A 17,532-nucleotide genomic window follows, 5' to 3' on the forward strand; every position below is an offset into this window, starting at 1 on the left:
GCCTTGTTTTCATTTTTCTCGATCTGTGGCATCACCGGCGCGGAGAAAAAACATGGCCAGCGCCCCGCTTTACATCAGCAACCGAATTACCATCGCCGGCTGGGAGCTGACGGAGCAATTCGTGCTGGCCGGCGGGCCGGGTGGCCAGAATGTTAACAAGGTCTCGACGGCGGTTCAGCTGTTTTTCGACATCGCCAATTCTCCCTCCCTGCCGGAACGGGTGAAGGCGAATGCGCTGCGTCTGGGCGGGCGGCGTGTTTCGAAAGAAGGCGTGCTCATGATCGAGGCGAGCCGGTTTCGAAGCCAGGAGCGCAATCGCGAAGACGCGCGTGAACGGCTGAAGGAACTGATCCTTGAAGCGGCAGCGCCGCCGCCGCCGGTGCGCAAGGCCACCAAGCCGACCAAGGGTTCCGTCGAGCGCCGCCTCAAGGCGAAATCCGGCCGGTCGGATGTCAAGAAAATGCGTGGCAAGCCATCAGGCGACTAGGTCGCGCTGGACGGCAAAATGTTTCGCACTTGTCATAGACCTTCAGATATCGTCTGGTAAATCTCCTACAACCAAGGAGGGTGCTATGGGTCTGTTCAATTTCATCAAGGAAGCGGGAAAGAAGCTTGGTATCGGTGGAGATGATGCCCCCGATGTCGAAGCCGTCAAAAAAGAACTCGCTTCCCACGATCTCGGCACCGACAAGGTTCAGGTCGAGGTGGTGAACGATAAGGTCGTTCTGAAGGGCGAAGTGGCCGACCAGTCGATTTTCGAAAAGGCAGTCATCGCCGTTGGCAATACGCTCGGCATTTCGAAGGTCGAGGCCGGCGAACTGACGGTGGCAGAAGCGCCGGCGAAGGAACCCGTTTTCTACACGGTCAAGAAGGGCGATAATCTCTGGAAGATCGCTGAAGCCCAGTACGGCAAGGCAAATGGTGGCAAGAACAACATCATCTTCGAAGCCAACAAACCGATGCTGACCCATCCCGATAAAATCTATCCCGGTCAGGTCCTGCGCATTCCTGACCTTGCCTAATAACGGATTTTAACCGCTGCGATGGAGATGCCGCTTTTGCGGCATCTTTCACAACTTGCGAAGCGCAACCGTGTCGATCAGGTGGTTTTTGCCCTTGCGCAGGATAAGATCGGCGCGTGGACGCGTGGGCACGATGTTCTGGCGCAGGTTCTTCAGGTTGATGTTCTGCCAGAGGCCCTCGGCAATGCTGAGCGCCGCCTCTTCGCTGATCGACGCATAGCGATTGAAGAATGAATTCGGGTCCCGGAAGGCGGTTTGCCGCAGATTCATGAACCGGTTCACATACCAGTTGTGAATGAAGTCCTCATCCGCATCGATGTAGATCGAGAAATCGAAGAAGTCGGAAACGATCGGCACGATCCGCCCGCCCGCCGGCAGGTCGCGTGATTGCAGCACGTTGATGCCTTCGAAGATGAGGATATCCGGCTGGTCGATGACAGTGAATTCGTTCGGCAGCACGTCATAGGTCAGATGCGAGTAGCGTGGCGCCTTCACATTCGGCTGGCCCGCCTTGATCGCCGAGAGGAAACGCAGCAGCGCACCGATGTCGTAGCTTTCCGGAAAGCCCTTGCGCTCCATCAGGTTTTCGCGCCGCAGCACCTCGTTCGGGTAAAGAAACCCGTCGGTGGTGATGAGATCGACCTTCGGGCTGGAAGGCCAGCGGGCCAGAAGCTCCTTCAAAATGCGCGCCGTTGTCGATTTTCCAACCGCCACCGACCCGGCAATGCCGATGACGAAGGGCGTCTTGTTGACATCCGCCATGTTCAGGAAGCGGTTGCGCTGTTCGAACAGCAGCTGCGATGCTTCCACATGCGATGACAGGAGGCGCGACAGCGACAGATAGATACGCCGCACTTCGTCCAGATCAATCGGGTCGTCCAGCGAACGCAGTCTTTTGACCTCGTCGGCGGAAAGGGTGAGTGGTGTGTCGGCGCGAAACTTTGCCCATTCTTCCGAGCTGAAGAAGTGATAGGGCGAATATTCATCCGGGCGGAAATGATCGAGTGTGCTCGGCATGCCTCTCTCCCCGCTGCCTGCCTTGACATTCATGATGTCGGCCTCGCTGCCTTTTCCGCAAGTCCGGTCTGTCCGGTCCGGCGCTCCAGCTCGGCAAAGACGTCGGCAAGGGGAATGTCGGCGATCTTCAACACCACCAGCAGGTGATAAAGCAGATCGGCGGCCTCGTTTTTCAGCCCGTCGCGGTCTTTCGCGATGGCGGCGATGATGGCCTCAACAGCCTCTTCGCCCAGTTTTTTCGCCGCACGTTCCTGGCCCGCCGCAACAAGTTTGGCCGTCCAGGATTCATCGGGAGAGGCGGCGGCGCGTGTCGCGACGATGCGTTCCAGATCGGAAAGGGAAAATGCGCTCATGGAAAGGTTCCTGCAATCAGTCGAGACGCATGGCGATGCCATGCTCGGCCATGTAGCTCTTGGCTTGCCCGATCGAATAGGTGCCGAAGTGGAAGATGGAAGCGGCAAGCACCGCAGTCGCATGGCCATCGCGAACGCCGGCTACCAGATCATCCAGCGTTCCGACGCCACCCGAGGCGATGACGGGCACGCGAACCTGATCGGCAATGCTGCGTGTCAGGCCGATATCGTATCCGCTTTTGGTGCCATCGCGGTCCATCGAGGTGACGAGCAATTCGCCGGCACCGCGTTCGACCATCTTGATGGCAAATTCCACGGCGTCGATTCCGGTTGGCTGACGTCCGCCATGCGTGAAGATCTCCCAGCGCCCGTCTTCCCCGTCCTTCGAAACCCGCTTGGCGTCGATGGAGACGACGATACACTGGTTGCCGAATTTGTCGGCAGCCTGCGCGACGAAATCAGGATCTTTCACCGCTGCGGAATTGATGGAGACCTTGTCTGCACCGCAGAGAAGCAGCTTGCGGATGTCAGCCACGGCGCGGACGCCGCCGCCGACGGTCAGCGGCATGAAGCAATGGTCGGCCGTGCGCGATACCACGTCGAAAATCGTGTCGCGATTGTCGGACGAGGCAGTGATGTCGAGAAAGCAGAGTTCGTCCGCTCCCGCCGCATCATAGGCCTTCGCCGCCTCGACTGGGTCGCCGGCGTCGATAAGATCGACGAAGTTCACACCCTTGACGACTCGGCCGTCTTTTACATCGAGGCAGGGAATAACGCGGGCTTTGAGGGTCATGCGCTTATCTCCTTGGCAGCCTTGATGAGGGCGAGCGCCTCGGCAGGATCGATGCGCCCGTCATAAAGCGCGCGGCCTGAAATTGCGCCCTCTAGCTTTGCGGCATCCGGCTGCAACATGCGCTTGATGTCTTCGATGGAAGCAAGGCCGCCGGAGGCGATGACCGGGATCGACACGGCATCTGCCAGTTCGAGTGTCGAGGCCCAGTTGATGCCAGCCAGAATGCCGTCGCGATCGATATCGGTGTAGATGATGGCGGCAACGCCGGCACCTTCGAAACGTTTGGCAAGTTCGATGACGCCGAGTTCTGAGGCTTCCGCCCAGCCCTCAACAGCAACCTTGCCGCCTTTGGCGTCGATGCCGACAGCGACCTGACCGGGGAAACGCTTGCAGGCTTCGATAACCAGAACGGGATCGCGTACCGCCACGGTGCCGAGAATGACGCGGGCAAGCCCACGGCTGAGCCACGCCTCAATATGATCGAGAGTGCGGATGCCGCCGCCAAGCTGCACCGGGTTTGTCGTGGCCTTGAGAATGGCATCTACCGCTTCGCCATTCACCGTCTGGCCAGCGAAGGCACCGTTGAGATCGACGACATGCAGCCACTCGAAGCCTTGGTCCTCGAAGGATTTCGCCTGCGCGCCGGGGTCCGTATTGTAAACGGTTGCCTGCTCCATATCGCCGAGTTTCAGGCGAACGCACTGGCCGTCTTTAAGATCGATTGCGGGAAAAAGAATCATGTCAGGGCTTCCAGCGCAGGAAATTGGAAATCAGGGCGAGGCCGAGCGTCTGGCTTTTTTCCGGGTGGAACTGCGCGCCAGCCATATTGTCGCGACCAACGAAAGCCGTCATCGCGCCACCGTAATTGGTGGTGGCGATGACATCCGCCGGATGTTTCGCCGCCAGATGATAGGAATGCACGAAATAGGCATGCAAGCCGTCAGCGCCGGTCCTGATACCGTCGAACAGGGGATGCTGATGCCGGATTTCCAGCGTATTCCAGCCAATCTGCGGGATTTTAAGCGTCGGATCGGAGGGCGTCATTTCAATGACATCGCCTTCGATCCAGCCAAGCCCCGTGCTGACAGTCTTTTCGAGACCGCGCGAAGACATCAGCTGCATTCCGACGCAGATGCCGAGGAAGGGATGAGCTTTTTTCTCGACGGCTTCGATAAGCGCCTCATGCATGCCGGGCACAGCTTCGAGACCGGCGCGGCAATCGGCATAGGCGCCGACGCCTGGCAGTACGATGCGGTCCGCAGATGCGACGTGATCCGGCTTATCGGTCAGGTCAATGGTTGCATTAATGCCGGCTTCGCGGGCGGCGCGCTCGAAAGCCTTGGTGGCCGAACGCAGGTTGCCAGAACCGTAGTCGATGATCGCGACGCGCATGTCAGCGCCTTCCATTCAAGTCGAAAAGAAACGATCCGGAGGGATCGTTGACGAAGTTTTTGTCACCGCTCTTCTGCGGCGAGGGTGTCCATACCGGCTGCGACAGCTGTCCCGACGGCTCGGTATTTTCGGAAAGATCGGAGAAATATATCTCTTCGGCACTCGAAAGGTCAGGGGCGGAAATGACCGAGGTCATCTTCCAGCCCTTGCCTATCAGGTGCCGGACGAGAAAATCGCGCCCCTCCAGTGCAGTGATGAGGGCAATGGCGACGCTGCACAAAATGCCCACCGGTTCGAATCCGGGTAACATTGATGCCCAACCGGCCAGAACGAGAACTGCAAATACGACGATCGCGGCCAGCCACAGCCGGTTTACGGCCAGCCACAGCCAGGGCGCAATAAGTGCCAGCCAGACGAAACGGTCTGCTATGAAGCGGGTCGTCTTGTGGTCCCTGTCCGGCCCGTTGGGGGCTTCCAGAACGAGATAGCTTGTCATGGGCTTCCTGACAGCTTTGGCGGTCAGGCCAGCATGCCCTTTGTCGAGGGAACGCGGCCTGCCTGCCGGGGGTCGATCTCGGTTGCCGCGCGAAGAACGCGGGCAACGGCCTTGAAGCATGTTTCGGCGATATGATGGTTGTTGGCGCCGTAATGGTTCAGGATATGCAGCGTGATGCCGGCATTCTGGGCCAGCGCCTGAAAGAATTCGCGCACAAGCTCGGTGTCGAATGTGCCGATCTTGGGCGCGGAGAAGTTGACATTCCACACGAGGAAGGGACGGCCGGAAATATCCACGGCAGCCTTGGTCATCGTCTCATCCATGGCAAGATCGAGCGAGGCGTAGCGGGTAATGCCGCGCCTGTCACCCAATGCCTTCGCGATGGCCTGGCCGATGGCGATGCCGGTATCTTCCACCGTATGGTGATCATCGATATGCAGGTCACCTTGAACCTCGATATCCATGTCGATCAGCGAATGGCGGCTTAGCTGGTCCAGCATATGATCGAAAAATCCCACCCCGGTGGAAATTGTCGACTTGCCGGTGCCGTCGATATCCACGCGCACCGAAACCGAGGTTTCGTTGGTCTTGCGGATGATCTCGCCTTTACGTTCTGCCATCTTTGGCCGCTCCGTGAAAATGTCGCCGTTCCTTATCAGCACGAGACATAAATATCCAGTTGTTCCATCGTCTTGCATGATCTGCGCAAAACAGTGCAGTGCGGGCAGGATTTGCAATCGTGAAAAGCAAACTTACATAGATGCCAAGAAGGGCCGGATGCCGGCCCGTTAACCGCAGGCCCGGTAGGGCAGACAGGTGTTTGATGACAACGATTATTACAGTCAGGAAGGGCGGCAAGGTCGTCATGGCTGGCGATGGTCAGGTAAGTCTTGGCCAGACCGTCATGAAGGGCAATGCCCGCAAGGTTCGACGCATTGGCAAGGGTGAAGTGATTGCCGGTTTTGCCGGCGCAACGGCGGATGCCTTCACGCTGCTCGACCGTCTCGAAAAGAAACTCGAGCAATATCCCGGTCAGCTCATGCGCGCGGCCGTAGAGCTTGCAAAGGACTGGCGCACGGATAAATATCTGCGCAACCTCGAAGCCATGATGCTGGTGGCCGACAAATCCACGACACTCGCCATCACCGGTAATGGTGACGTGCTGGAACCCGAACATGGCGCGATCGCCATCGGCTCCGGCGGCAACTACGCCTTTGCGGCTGCCCGCGCCATGATGGATACGGACAAGTCGGCAGAGGAGGTGGCGCGCAAGTCGCTCGATATCGCCGCCGATATCTGCGTTTACACCAACCATAACCTCGTCATCGAAACCCTCGACGCCGAGTAAGCATATTTCTCACCCCCATTTCTCACCCAAGGGTCCTGTGGGCCGGGCCAGAATGGCCGGTCGGAACAGGAAAGCCGAGAGGACAGAATGACCACTTTTTCTCCCCGGGAAATTGTCTCGGAACTGGATCGCCACATCATCGGCCAGCATGATGCGAAACGTGCGGTCGCGATTGCACTGCGCAACCGTTGGCGTCGCCAGCAGCTCGATGAGAGCCTGCGCGACGAAGTGATGCCGAAAAACATCCTGATGATCGGACCGACCGGTGTCGGCAAGACGGAGATTTCCCGCCGTCTCGCCAAGCTTGCCGGCGCGCCCTTCATCAAGGTCGAAGCGACCAAATTTACCGAAGTCGGTTATGTCGGTCGCGATGTCGAGCAGATCATCCGCGATCTGGTCGAGATTGGCATTGGCCTCGTGCGTGAAAAGAAGCGCGCGGAAGTACAGGCCAAGGCGCATCAGAGCGCCGAAGAGCGGGTGCTCGACGCACTGGTCGGATCGACCGCGTCACCCGCGACACGTGAGAGCTTCCGCAAGAAGCTGCGCGATGGCGAGCTGGACGACAAGGAAATCGACATCGAAGTGGCCGACAGCGGTTCGGGCATGCCCGGCTTTGAAATACCCGGCATGCCGGGCGCCAATATCGGCGTTCTCAACCTGTCGGAAATGTTCGGCAAGGCGATGGGCGGACGTACCAAGAAGGTGCGCACCACCGTCTCGAAATCCTATACCGATCTCGTTCGCGACGAATCCGACAAGCTGCTCGATAATGACATGATCCAGCGCGAAGCGGTGAAGTCGGTGGAAAATGACGGCATCGTCTTCCTCGATGAGATCGACAAGATTGCTGCGCGCGATGGCGGCATGGGTGCCGGCGTCTCGCGTGAAGGCGTGCAGCGCGATCTTCTGCCGCTCGTTGAAGGCACGACTGTCTCGACCAAATACGGGCCGGTGAAAACCGACCACGTTCTGTTCATCGCTTCCGGCGCGTTCCATGTGGCAAAGCCGTCCGACCTTCTGCCGGAGCTTCAGGGCCGCCTGCCGATCCGTGTCGAGCTGAAGCCGCTGACGAAAGAGGATTTCCGCCGTATCCTGACCGAGACGGAAGCAAGCCTCATCCGCCAGTACAAGGCGCTGATGGCGACGGAAGAACTCGATCTCGACTTCACGGACGATGCGATCGACGCTCTGGCCGACGTGGCCGTTCATCTCAACTCGTCGGTCGAGAATATCGGTGCGCGCCGCCTGCAGACGGTGATGGAGCGTGTTCTCGACGAGATTTCCTTCAACGCACCGGATCGTGGTGGCTCTGCCGTCAAGATCGATCAGGAATATGTCAAAAAGCACGTCGGCGATCTTGCTGCCGATACGGATTTGTCCCGCTATATTCTCTGAATATCTTGGAGAGCAAAGACACGAGAGTGCGGCCACATTTGCCGCACTCTTTTATTTTACGGCCTTGTCTCGCATTCAGCCCCCTTTTTGTTTATGGGAAAGGCTGCATTCCGGTTGGAACCGCTTTATGGAATGGTCCGGTTTTCTCTTGGTTCGGGAGAGGTCGGCTTGAGAAAAGGCATTCGCTCGTGCGCAAAACTCTTCTGGCATTTGCCGCCGCTTTGACGTTCACCGTCGTCTCGTCTTCTTATGCCGAGGCCGCGACGGTCGTCCCGCCTGGCAATCGCAATGCCGAACAGCCGGGCATTCCGGGGGCTTCCGCACGTCGAACCAAGGGTTCCAATACGTCTTTCGAGCGTAAATACCAGAAGGTGATCGACCTCCTGTCTTCCGACAAGGCACTGATCGGCAAGATCAAGTCTACCGCCGGGCGCTACGGTATCGATCCGATCCACATGATCGGGGCGATTGTCGGCGAGCATACCTATAACGTCGACGCCTATGACCGCCTGCAATCCTACTACGTCAAGGCCGCCTCCTATGCCGGCAGCAGCTTCCGTTTCGGCTACAAGGACGAAACCATCGCGCAGTTTCTGACGCATTCGCAATTCGCCAGGTGCCAGTCGAAAAAGGATTCCTATAGCCTTTGGAACTGTCGGGAAGACGTCTGGGACGACAGCTTCCGCGGCAAGACGGTAGATGGCGTTGCCTATCCGAACAATCGTTTCAGCGCTGTATTTTTCCAGCCCTTTTATGCCGGACAGACCTTCGGTCTCGGCCAGATCAATCCGCTCACGGCATTGATGTTGTCCGACATGGTGTCGAAAACCTCAGGTTATGAGAAGCTCGACGAAAACGATGCGACCGCCGTTTATACCGCCATCATGGACCCGGATCGCTCGCTCGCCTTCATGGCAGCTTCCATCCGCAAATCGATCGACGACTACAGGTCGATTGCCGACATGGATGTTTCCAAAAATCCTGGTGTAACGTCCACGCTTTATAATGTCGGCGGATCCGCGCAGCGCGCTGCCGCTCTCGCCCAGAAAAATCGTCAGCGCGCCGCAGGTGGGGAACAGCCGCTTTTGCCGGAAGAAAACTATTACGGCTGGCTGGTGAACGATCGCATCAAGGATTTGCAGGCGCTTTTGTAGAAAAAGACGATTATCGTCGGCATTCTTTCCAAAACGGAAATAATATTTGGTTGCCTCTCGCAATTGACGAGCGCCTCCCTCAGCGTCCAATCTGCGCCCTTAAGATAAAGAGGAGGCGCATATGAGCCGCACCAATAAATTCGGTCTTTCCATTGATGACAGGCTTTATGCTTTTTTGACGGATGACGTTCTGCCGGGCACGGGTCTTGATGCAGAAACCTTCTTCGAAGGCTTTTCGGCCATCGTCCACGAGCTTTCCACCAAGAATCGTGAATTGCTCGCAAAGCGCGACGCCTTGCAGGAAAAACTGGATGGCTGGTACCGGCAGAATGGCGCCCCGACGGATTTTGATGTCTATGAGGGCTTCCTGAAGGAAATCGGCTATCTGTTGCCGGAAGGACCCGGCTTCAAGGTCGAAACCAGCAACGTCGATTCGGAAATTGCCGCTGTCGCAGGCCCGCAGCTTGTCGTGCCGGTCATGAATGCCCGTTATGCGCTGAACGCCGCCAATGCCCGCTGGGGTTCGCTTTACGATGCGCTTTACGGCACGGATGCCATTTCTGACGCCGATGGTGCGGAAAAGGGCAGGGGCTATAATCCGAAACGCGGCGAAAAGGTCATTGCCTGGGCGCGGAACTTCCTCAACGAATCAGCTCCGCTCGAAACGGCAGGCTGGTCGGATGTGACCGGCTTCAAGATCGTTGACGGCCTCTTGCAGCTTGCAATCGGTGACAGCAAAACGGGCCTGAAAGATGCCGAGCAATTCAAGGGCTTTACCGGCGATGCGGAAAAGCCGGCAACGATCCTGCTTGGCAAGAATGGTCTTCACACCGAGATCGTCATCGATCCCTCGACGGAAATCGGCAAGGGTGACAAGGCGGGCATCTCGGATGTCATTCTCGAATCGGCGCTGACAACCATCATGGACTGCGAGGATTCCGTTGCCGCTGTTGATGCCGAGGACAAGGTGCTGGTTTATGGCAACTGGCTTGGCCTGATGCGCGGCGACCTGACGGAGAAGGTGTCCAAGGGCGGTAACACCTTCACCCGTAGTCTCAACCCGGATCGTTATTACACCGCCCCCGATGGTGGAGCACTTACTCTGCCGGGGCGTTCCCTGATGCTGGTGCGTAATGTCGGTCACCTCATGACCAATCCGGCGATCCTCGACAAGGATGGCCGCGAGGTGCCGGAAGGTATCATGGACGCCGTCGTCACAGCGCTGATTGCGCTTTACGATGTCGGCCCCTCCGGCCGTCGCCAGAATTCCCGCGCCGGTTCCATGTATGTCGTCAAGCCGAAGATGCACGGGCCGGAGGAAGTCGCCTTCGCCAACGAGATTTTCACGCGGGCCGAAAAGCTTGTCGGCATGGCGCCGAACACCATGAAAATGGGCATCATGGACGAGGAACGCCGCACCACGGTCAACCTCAAGGAAAGCATTCGCGCGGCAAAAGACCGGGTCGTCTTCATCAATACCGGCTTCCTCGACCGCACGGGCGACGAAATTCATACCTCGATGGAAGCGGGTCCGATGATCCGCAAGGGCGATATGAAACAGGCGGCCTGGATTGCGGCTTACGAGAACTGGAACGTCGATATCGGTCTGGAATGCGGCCTTTCCGGCCATGCGCAGATCGGTAAGGGCATGTGGGCCATGCCTGACCTGATGGCCGCCATGCTGGAGCAGAAGATCGCGCATCCGAAGGCAGGCGCCAACACCGCCTGGGTACCTTCACCCACGGCTGCGACGCTGCATGCCACACATTATCACAAGGTCGATGTCGCAGCCGTTCAGGACGAACTGAAAAGCCGGGGCCGGGCAAAACTCTCCGATATTCTATCGGTGCCGGTCGTGCCGCGTCCCAATTGGACGCCCGAGGAAATCCAGCGCGAACTCGACAACAACGCGCAGGGCATTCTGGGATATGTCGTGCGCTGGGTCGATCAGGGCGTCGGCTGCTCCAAGGTGCCTGACATCAACAATGTCGGACTGATGGAGGACCGCGCCACGCTGCGCATCTCCGCGCAGCATATGGCCAACTGGCTGCGCCATGGCGTGGTTACGCAAGAGCAGATCGTTGAGACCATGAAACGTATGGCCGCCGTGGTCGATAGCCAAAATGCCGGAGATCCGGCCTATCTGCCGATGGCGTCCAACTTTGAACGATCGGTCGCTTTTCAGGCCGCCGTCGAACTTGTGCTGAAAGGCCGGGAGCAGCCTAACGGTTATACGGAACCGGTTCTGCACCGCCGTCGCCTCGAACTGAAGGCGAAGCAGGCGGCTTGAGGCTGACAGGCACTCCAGAGCACGTCTTGTCTGAACGGAATGTTCGACGTGCTCTACCTTAAAACCGCTATGCACTTTTACTGGGAATGCTCCAGAAACAAAAAAGCCGCCGGGAATTCCACGGCGGCTTTTTCTTTGTCTGGTATCTGATCTTACTGGATCACGACAACCTTGGTGCTGCGGCCGGGACGGACGCGGCTGTAAAGGTCGATGACGTCCTGGTTGATCATGCGGATGCAGCCGGAAGAGGCGGCGGTGCCGATCGATGCCCATTCAGGCGAACCGTGGATACGGAACAGCGTGTCCTGTCCCTTTTCGTTGAAGAGATACATGGCGCGCGCGCCGAGCGGGTTGGAAAGACCCGGACCCATGCCTGCCTCGACATACTTTGCGACTTCCGGCTTGCGGTCAGCCATTTCCTTCGGCGGATGCCACATCGGCCATTCCTGCTTCCAGGCGACATAGGCTTCGCCGGCCCAGGCAAAACCAGCCTTGCCAACGCCGATGCCGTAACGAACTGCGCGGTTGCCGGGCAGGATATAATAAAGGAAACGCTCACGCGTATTGACGATGATCGTGCCCGGCCGTTCGTTATTCTGGAATTCGACGATCTGACGACGGAACTTCTCGTTCACACGATTGATCGGGATGGCGGGCAGCGCATAGCCCGCGTCGGTCACAGGGCCGTAAACATCGTTGAAGATCTGGACGGTTTCGACCTTTGCCGGAACCGGGTTAGCGACCGGCACTGACGCCGCTACCTGGCCGGATGATTGGGATGTGGTTTCGGCGCAGCCGGCCAGAGCCAGTGCTGCCGTCAGACCGAGTGCAGTCAATGAGGTACGGATGCGCATATCGTTCTCGCGGAAAATTCGCCAAATTGTGCGAAGGAGTAGGCTTAATTGGATAAATCGGTTATTTTCCATTAAGCCGTTCTTGGCAAGCCGATACGCTGCTGCAGGACGAATGTGACTTTAAAATTGCCGGTTGATTGCCTTTTTGCAACAATAGGCCAAACGCCTCAGTAGCCTTTATCCATGACTATTCTTTCGCTTACCAACAATAATCCGTTAATCGACGGTCGCCAGTCGGACAAGGCGATGCTGGTGCGCCGCGGCGTTCAGGTGCTTTTGCACGAGATGCGACATTCGGTTTTGCCGGAACTGCCGCTTGCAAGCGGACGACGGGCCGATCTCATCAGCCTTTCGGCAAAGGGTGAAATCTGGATTATCGAAATCAAATCCTCGATCGAGGACTTCCGCGTCGATCGCAAATGGCCGGAATACCGCCTGCATTGCGACCGGCTGTTTTTCGCCACCCATCCGGAAGTGCCGGTCGAAATCTTTCCGGAAGAATGTGGGCTTATCCTGTCGGATGGCTATGGCGCCCATATGCTTCGCGATGCGCCGGAGCATAAATTACCGCCCGCAACCCGCAAATCGGTGATGCTGGATTTCTCGAGAACCGCTGCAACCCGGCTGATGCTGGCGGAGTGGACGACCGGGCGCAGCTTCGGAGAGTAATGCCCGGTTCCAGACCATATCCAGACGTAAAACCGCTTCTCACTTGTACTGTAAATGCTCTACTTCGGCGCGCGTTTCGCCAGAATGCGCTGCAGCGTTCGACGGTGCATGTTAAGCCGGCGGGCGGTTTCCGAGACGTTGCGCTCGCACATTTCATAAACGCGCTGAATATGCTCCCAACGCACCCGGTCGGCCGACATCGGGTTTTCGGGCACTTCAGTCTTTTCACCCTTGCGCTGCGTCAGCGCATTGAAGACATCGTCCGCATCGGCCGGTTTGGCAAGATAATCCAGCGCCCCAAGCTTCACTGCGGTAACGGCGGTTGCGATATTGCCGTAGCCGGTCAGGACGACAATCTGCGTATCGTCCCGGTACTGCCGGATGGCTTCGATGACCTCGAGACCATTGCCATCCGTAAGCCGCAAATCAACGACCGCATATTTGGGCGGCGCAGCCTTGGAACGGGCAATGCCTTCGCTGACCGTCTCGGCGGTATCGACGATAAATCCGCGTGTTTCCATGGCCCGGGCAAGCCGGCGCAGGAAGGGACCGTCGTCATCGACGATCAGCAGCGATCTGTCAGCTCCGATCGGGTCGTCGTCATCCGTTGTCGCGCTGATGGGGGTCTGGTCTTCTGTCGTCATGTCTCAGGCCTTTCGGCAACTTAGTCGGTTTTTTCTTCTTATCGCCGCTTCCACGTGGATGGTAAAGTCAACGGTCTCTTTTATCGTCCATAAGCGCTCGAGGCCAGATGATTGTGACCCGCGCTCCGGTTCCGCTCAAACCGCGATTTTCGAAGGTAACGGTGGCGCCGGAGCGTTCCAGCAATGTCTTTGCAATGAAAAGCCCGAGTCCCAGCCCTCCCGCCCGGGTATCGTTGTGACGTTCGGTCACATAGGGTTCACCAATGCGGGCAAGCACGTCATGGGCATAACCCGGTCCATCATCCTCAATGGTGACGGCGACATTCTGCGAATCGTAGTCCACGGTCACGGTCACTTTTTCCCGCGCATAGTCCACGCCGTTTTCGATGAGATTGCCCAGCCCGTAAATAACGCCGGCATTCCGGATGCCAACCGGCTCGTCGATCCGGTTGTTCTTTTCGACGAGATCGAGACGGATGCCGAATTCCCGGTGCGGCGCCATCACCTCCTCAATCAGCGAGGAGAGCGGCAGGCGGCGCATATGCTCCTCATCATCGGTGGAAAGTGATGTAAGGCGGCGCAGAATATCCCGGCATCTTTCGCTCTGGCTGCGCAGCAGCGCTATGTCTTCGCCAAACCTTTCATCATTTCCGAGTTCCCGTTCCATTTCCTTGGCGACGACGCTGATTGTCGCCAGCGGCGTGCCCAGCTCGTGTGCCGCAGCGGCGGCCAGACCGTCTAGCTGCGAGAGATGTTTTTCCCGCTCCAGCACCAGTTCGGTCGCAGCCAGCGCATCGGCCAGCTGATTGGCCTCGTGTGAAACGCGATAGGCATAAAAGGCCGCGAAAGAGGTCGTGGCAATGATCGCGACCCAGGTGCCCACATGCAGCAGAAGCTGGATCGGCAGCACCTCACCGGGATACCACGGAACCGGAAACGGCGAAAAAGCGATTGCCGTCGAGCAGATGACGGCAAAGGCGAGCAGAATAAGCGAGTGCCGAAGCGGCTGCGAGGCGAAGGCGATGATGACCTGCACGCAGATCAGCGGTGCGAAAGGATTGGAAAGACCACCGGTGATGTAGATGAGCGCCGTCAATTGCAGCAGGTCGAATGCCAGCAGCAATGTCGCTTCCCAGGGCTCCAGACGATAGGTGGAGGGAAAACGCGCAGTGAGAAACAGGTTGGCAAGCGCCAGTGCACCGATCAAAAGGCTGCAAGCCAGAAGTGGCAGTGGGAAGTTCAAGCCGAAAGCAACAAGCAGGATCGTCGCACTTTGCCCGGCCACCGCCAGCCAGCGCAACCATACGATGGTTTGCAGCCTTATCCTGCGGCTGGCGCGGCCAAGCCTTGTTGTTTCAATCGGATGGCCAGCCACCTTCATCTCCTTTGTGCTTTTCATCGTCATCACGTTCCGCGCGGTTTTGCGCGGCTGGTCGGCAATGCCGATGCCGGGTCCTCAGGCCATGGATGGCGCGGATACCTCCCGCGCATGTCCGCCCGCACATCTTTCCACGATCCTGCCCAGAAACCCGGAAGATCGCGTGTCGTCTGTATCGGCCTGTGCGCCGGCGAGGTCAATTCCAACAGCAGCGGCAACCGCCCCTGCGCGATGGCGGGATGAGCCGTCAGCCCGAAAAGCTCCTGCACACGAATGGAAAGCGTTGGTTCGCTGGCATCGTAACGAATAGGATGCCGCTGGCCCGTCGGCGCTTCGAAATGCGTTGGCGCAAGCCTGCCGAGATCGCGTGCGACCTCATAAGGCACCAGGGCTAAAAGTCCCTCGGAAAGGCTGCCGGGCCGGATATCCTGAAGGCTGCGGGCGCCGTGCTGGAAGGGCACGAACCATTCATCCAGCCGTAAAAGCAATGCAGCATCGCTGACATCCGGCCAGGGGTCGCCGATGCTGGCATTCAGAAAGCCTATCCTGTCGCGCAACTGCTGGGTTTCTTTTGTGAACGGAAGAATTCCGACACCAAATTCCCGAACGCCGTTGGCAAGTGCCTGCGCCGCCTGTTCACCCTCCGGGCGGGGCAGGGGCGTTTCGTCGAGGATGATGGCGCCTAGGCGCGTGACGCGGCGTGCACGCGCCTGACCGCTTGCCTTGTCAAACAGCAGCTGGTCCTGCTGCACAATAAGATGCGGCATCCGCTCTTCTATATCGGTACGCTCGATGCTTGCTGCGGAAAGGATGCGCGGCTGTGCCGCACGCCCCGTAATATCGGCAACCACCAGCATCCTGCTCGCCGCCAGCCGCTCGGTTTCGGCAAGTTCTGCACCCCGGCCGTTCGCCATCACATAACGACCGCGCGCTCCTCGCTGAAGCGCAATCCGGTCCGGATAGGCGTGCAGCAGCAAGGGGCCAGCCTCGCTTGGCTGTTCATTCATAGTCTGCGCATCGCCGATCGCATCTAGAAGTCTAGACGCCAGCTTGCGCGCCGCTTGCGCCCTTTCGCTTCTCTCGGAAAGAAAGCGCCGCAATCTTTCATCGAGATCAATGTCGGTTCCGCCCAGTCCCTGTTCCGTCAGCATGACAGCGAGCATCGCCGCCTTTTTTCCCGCGCCTTCGCTCCCCGCTGCAATTACCATTGCCGCAAGCCGTGGCGGTAGTGAGAGGCTGCGCATCAGGTGGCCGCGTCGTGTGAGCGCGCCGCTTTCATCGAGTGCGCCCAGATTTTTGAGAAGCGCGATCGATTCCTTCAATGCCGCTTCGGGAGGGGCATCCAGAAATGAAAGCGCGGAAGGATCATGAACGCCCCAATGAGCGAGGTCGAGTGCAAAGCCGGAAAGATCACTCGCCAGAATTTGCGGTGGCGTGAAGGCGTTGAGCGCTGCCGTCTGTCCCGGATGCCACAGGCGGATCGCAACGCCGGGTTCCGTTCGTCCGGCTCGGCCCGCCCGCTGGTCGGCGGAGGCGCGCGAAACCCGCACTGTCTCCAGTCTCGTGATTCCCGTTGCCGGTTCGAAAACCGGTAGTCGCTGCAACCCGCTATCAATCACCACACGCACGCCGTCTATGGTGATCGATGTTTCTGCGATCGATGTGGCAAGCACGATCTTGCGCCGTCCGGCCGGTGCCGGCTTGATCGCCGCATCCTGCTCCTTTTGCGAAAGATTGCCGTAAAGCGGGATGATATCTGTATCGTCGGAAAAACGCCCCTCCAGCCGGTTGGCCGTGCGAGTAATTTCTGCCTGCCCCGGAAGGAAGGCAAGAATGGAGCCTGTTTCCGATGCATGAGCTTCGGTAATCGCCTTTGTGACTTTCTCTTCGACAGGCACACCCTGCCAGCGGTCCTCGTAGCGTATGTCGATTGGATATGTGCGGCCGAGGCTCTCAATGACAGGGGCATCGCCCATCAGCGCACTGATGCGTTCCACATCAAGGGTGGCGGACATCACGAGGATGCGCAGATCGTCTCTCAGTCCCTCCTGAACGTCGAGCGCAAGTGCCAGTCCGAAATCGCCATCGAGTGAACGTTCGTGAAACTCGTCGAAAATCACCGTCGAAACGCCGGCAAGTTCCGGGTCGTCCAGAACCATCCGGGCAAAGACACCCTCAGTCACCACTTCAATCCGGGTTCTTGAGGAGATGCGATTGTCGAGCCGCATACGATAGCCGACGGTTTCTCCAACATTCTCCTGAAGAAGATCAGCCATGCGTCCAGCCGCGGCCCGGGCGGCAAGCCGACGTGGTTCGAGAAGAATGATCTTGCCGTCGCCCCGCCATTCCTCACGCAGGAGATGAAGCGGCACCAGCGTTGTTTTGCCCGCACCCGGCGGAGCCGAGAGAACGGCACGCTTTGACCCGTCCAACGCTTGGGCAATCTCGGCCAGAACGTCGCTGACGGGAAGTACGGGCAGATCGATCTTTATATGGGCTGGCGTTCTGGTCATGCAAACAGGCCTGGGGCAATCGGGTTGATGTCTAAGCGTCTCTTCTGCCGTTTCTAAAGCACGGCCCGGTGCTTTGACAGCCGGCGGAGAGGGTTTCGCAAGAGCTCTTCCGGCAAAATTGCGGTTCTTCGCAAGCTATCTGTCGTGAAGGGTGGGAAGGGGTTCCCGCATGTGCCGCCAAAAGGGACGAGGATTCAGTCCTTTCTATGCCTCC

General features: G+C 58.4%; 18 protein-coding genes. 7 read left to right on the plus strand and 11 right to left on the minus strand.

Annotated features, from left to right (window positions below; all coding sequences use genetic code 11):
- The first annotated feature begins 52 nt into the window (after positions 1-52).
- Together arfB and lysM are read left to right on the plus strand one after the other, a co-directional pair.
- The gene (gene arfB, locus AC5SEO_RS18250; RefSeq protein ID WP_019565930.1) at positions 53-487 is read left to right on the plus strand and encodes an alternative ribosome rescue aminoacyl-tRNA hydrolase ArfB; all 435 of its coding nucleotides are present in this window, start codon (positions 53-55) and stop codon (positions 485-487) included.
- 85 nt (positions 488-572) lie between these two features.
- The gene (gene lysM / locus AC5SEO_RS18255) at positions 573-1,022 is read left to right on the plus strand and encodes a peptidoglycan-binding protein LysM (RefSeq protein ID WP_003516300.1); all 450 of its coding nucleotides are present in this window, start codon (positions 573-575) and stop codon (positions 1,020-1,022) included.
- A 48-nt stretch (positions 1,023-1,070) separates the two neighbouring features.
- Here the strand turns inward: lysM and coaA are convergent, their stop codons facing one another.
- Genes coaA through hisB form a run of 7 tightly spaced genes read right to left on the minus strand, consistent with a single transcriptional unit; the run spans position 1,071 to position 5,693 of the window.
- A complete protein-coding gene (gene coaA, locus AC5SEO_RS18260) occupies positions 1,071-2,072 on the minus strand; it encodes a type I pantothenate kinase (RefSeq protein WP_019565929.1) in 1,002 nt (333 codons plus the stop codon).
- Positions 2,069-2,392: a phosphoribosyl-ATP diphosphatase gene (locus tag AC5SEO_RS18265; RefSeq protein WP_149910353.1), complete on the minus strand. Its 324-nt coding sequence runs from the start codon at positions 2,390-2,392 to the stop codon at positions 2,069-2,071. The genes coaA and AC5SEO_RS18265 overlap by 4 nt, the downstream gene beginning before the upstream one ends.
- A 16-nt stretch (positions 2,393-2,408) precedes the next feature.
- Positions 2,409-3,185 carry an imidazole glycerol phosphate synthase subunit HisF gene (hisF, locus tag AC5SEO_RS18270; protein WP_003516294.1) on the minus strand — a complete coding sequence of 259 codons (777 nt, stop codon included), beginning with the start codon at positions 3,183-3,185 and terminating at the stop codon, positions 2,409-2,411.
- Positions 3,182-3,925, minus strand: a complete 744-nt coding sequence (gene hisA / locus AC5SEO_RS18275; RefSeq protein ID WP_013635199.1) for a 1-(5-phosphoribosyl)-5-[(5-phosphoribosylamino)methylideneamino]imidazole-4-carboxamide isomerase — start codon at positions 3,923-3,925, stop codon at positions 3,182-3,184. Before hisA ends, hisF begins: the two co-directional genes overlap by 4 nt.
- Before the next feature lies 1 nt (position 3,926).
- Positions 3,927-4,577: an imidazole glycerol phosphate synthase subunit HisH gene (gene hisH / locus AC5SEO_RS18280; RefSeq protein ID WP_003516289.1), complete on the minus strand. Its 651-nt coding sequence runs from the start codon at positions 4,575-4,577 to the stop codon at positions 3,927-3,929.
- A gap of 1 nt (position 4,578) precedes the next feature.
- Entirely contained in the window at positions 4,579-5,073 is a 495-nt protein-coding gene (locus AC5SEO_RS18285) for a DUF2628 domain-containing protein (protein ID WP_025594749.1), read from the minus strand.
- A gap of 23 nt (positions 5,074-5,096) precedes the next feature.
- Positions 5,097-5,693 carry an imidazoleglycerol-phosphate dehydratase HisB gene (gene hisB, locus AC5SEO_RS18290; protein WP_003516285.1) on the minus strand — a complete coding sequence of 199 codons (597 nt, stop codon included), beginning with the start codon at positions 5,691-5,693 and terminating at the stop codon, positions 5,097-5,099.
- Positions 5,694-5,896: 203 nt separating this feature from the next.
- On the opposite strand from hisB, the gene hslV reads away from it, so the two are divergent.
- The 4 genes from hslV to AC5SEO_RS18310 all read left to right on the plus strand — a co-directional run bounded on the left by hslV (position 5,897) and on the right by AC5SEO_RS18310 (position 11,260).
- Positions 5,897-6,421 carry an ATP-dependent protease subunit HslV gene (hslV, locus tag AC5SEO_RS18295; RefSeq protein ID WP_003516283.1) on the plus strand — a complete coding sequence of 175 codons (525 nt, stop codon included), beginning with the start codon at positions 5,897-5,899 and terminating at the stop codon, positions 6,419-6,421.
- 87 nt (positions 6,422-6,508) lie between these two features.
- The gene (gene hslU / locus AC5SEO_RS18300; protein ID WP_003516274.1) at positions 6,509-7,816 is read left to right on the plus strand and encodes an ATP-dependent protease ATPase subunit HslU; all 1,308 of its coding nucleotides are present in this window, start codon (positions 6,509-6,511) and stop codon (positions 7,814-7,816) included.
- Between the two features lie 188 nt (positions 7,817-8,004).
- Positions 8,005-8,970 (plus strand): DUF1402 family protein, encoded by a 966-nt coding sequence (locus tag AC5SEO_RS18305; protein WP_003516272.1) that lies wholly within the window; start codon positions 8,005-8,007, stop codon positions 8,968-8,970.
- Between the two features lie 121 nt (positions 8,971-9,091).
- Positions 9,092-11,260, plus strand: a complete 2,169-nt coding sequence (locus tag AC5SEO_RS18310; RefSeq protein ID WP_174068702.1) for a malate synthase G — start codon at positions 9,092-9,094, stop codon at positions 11,258-11,260.
- A gap of 152 nt (positions 11,261-11,412) precedes the next feature.
- Here AC5SEO_RS18310 and AC5SEO_RS18315 read toward each other — a convergent pair whose 3' ends face one another.
- Positions 11,413-12,114: a L,D-transpeptidase gene (locus AC5SEO_RS18315; protein ID WP_003516268.1), complete on the minus strand. Its 702-nt coding sequence runs from the start codon at positions 12,112-12,114 to the stop codon at positions 11,413-11,415.
- A 183-nt stretch (positions 12,115-12,297) separates the two neighbouring features.
- Here AC5SEO_RS18315 and AC5SEO_RS18320 point away from each other — a divergent pair, with 183 nt between their 5' ends.
- Positions 12,298-12,783, plus strand: a complete 486-nt coding sequence (locus AC5SEO_RS18320; RefSeq protein WP_013635204.1) for an MmcB family DNA repair protein — start codon at positions 12,298-12,300, stop codon at positions 12,781-12,783.
- 59 nt (positions 12,784-12,842) lie between these two features.
- Here the strand turns inward: AC5SEO_RS18320 and AC5SEO_RS18325 are convergent, their stop codons facing one another.
- The 3 genes from AC5SEO_RS18325 to hrpB form a co-directional block, all read right to left on the minus strand.
- The gene (locus AC5SEO_RS18325; protein ID WP_003516258.1) at positions 12,843-13,427 is read right to left on the minus strand and encodes an ActR/PrrA/RegA family redox response regulator transcription factor; all 585 of its coding nucleotides are present in this window, start codon (positions 13,425-13,427) and stop codon (positions 12,843-12,845) included.
- Positions 13,428-13,494: 67 nt separating this feature from the next.
- Entirely contained in the window at positions 13,495-14,802 is a 1,308-nt protein-coding gene (locus tag AC5SEO_RS18330; RefSeq protein ID WP_080800691.1) for an ActS/PrrB/RegB family redox-sensitive histidine kinase, read from the minus strand.
- A 29-nt stretch (positions 14,803-14,831) separates the two neighbouring features.
- The gene (gene hrpB, locus AC5SEO_RS18335; RefSeq protein ID WP_065662909.1) at positions 14,832-17,318 is read right to left on the minus strand and encodes an ATP-dependent helicase HrpB; all 2,487 of its coding nucleotides are present in this window, start codon (positions 17,316-17,318) and stop codon (positions 14,832-14,834) included.
- Between the last annotated feature and the right edge of the window lie 214 nt (positions 17,319-17,532).

It is taken from the genome of Agrobacterium sp. K11 (assembly GCF_059429395.1).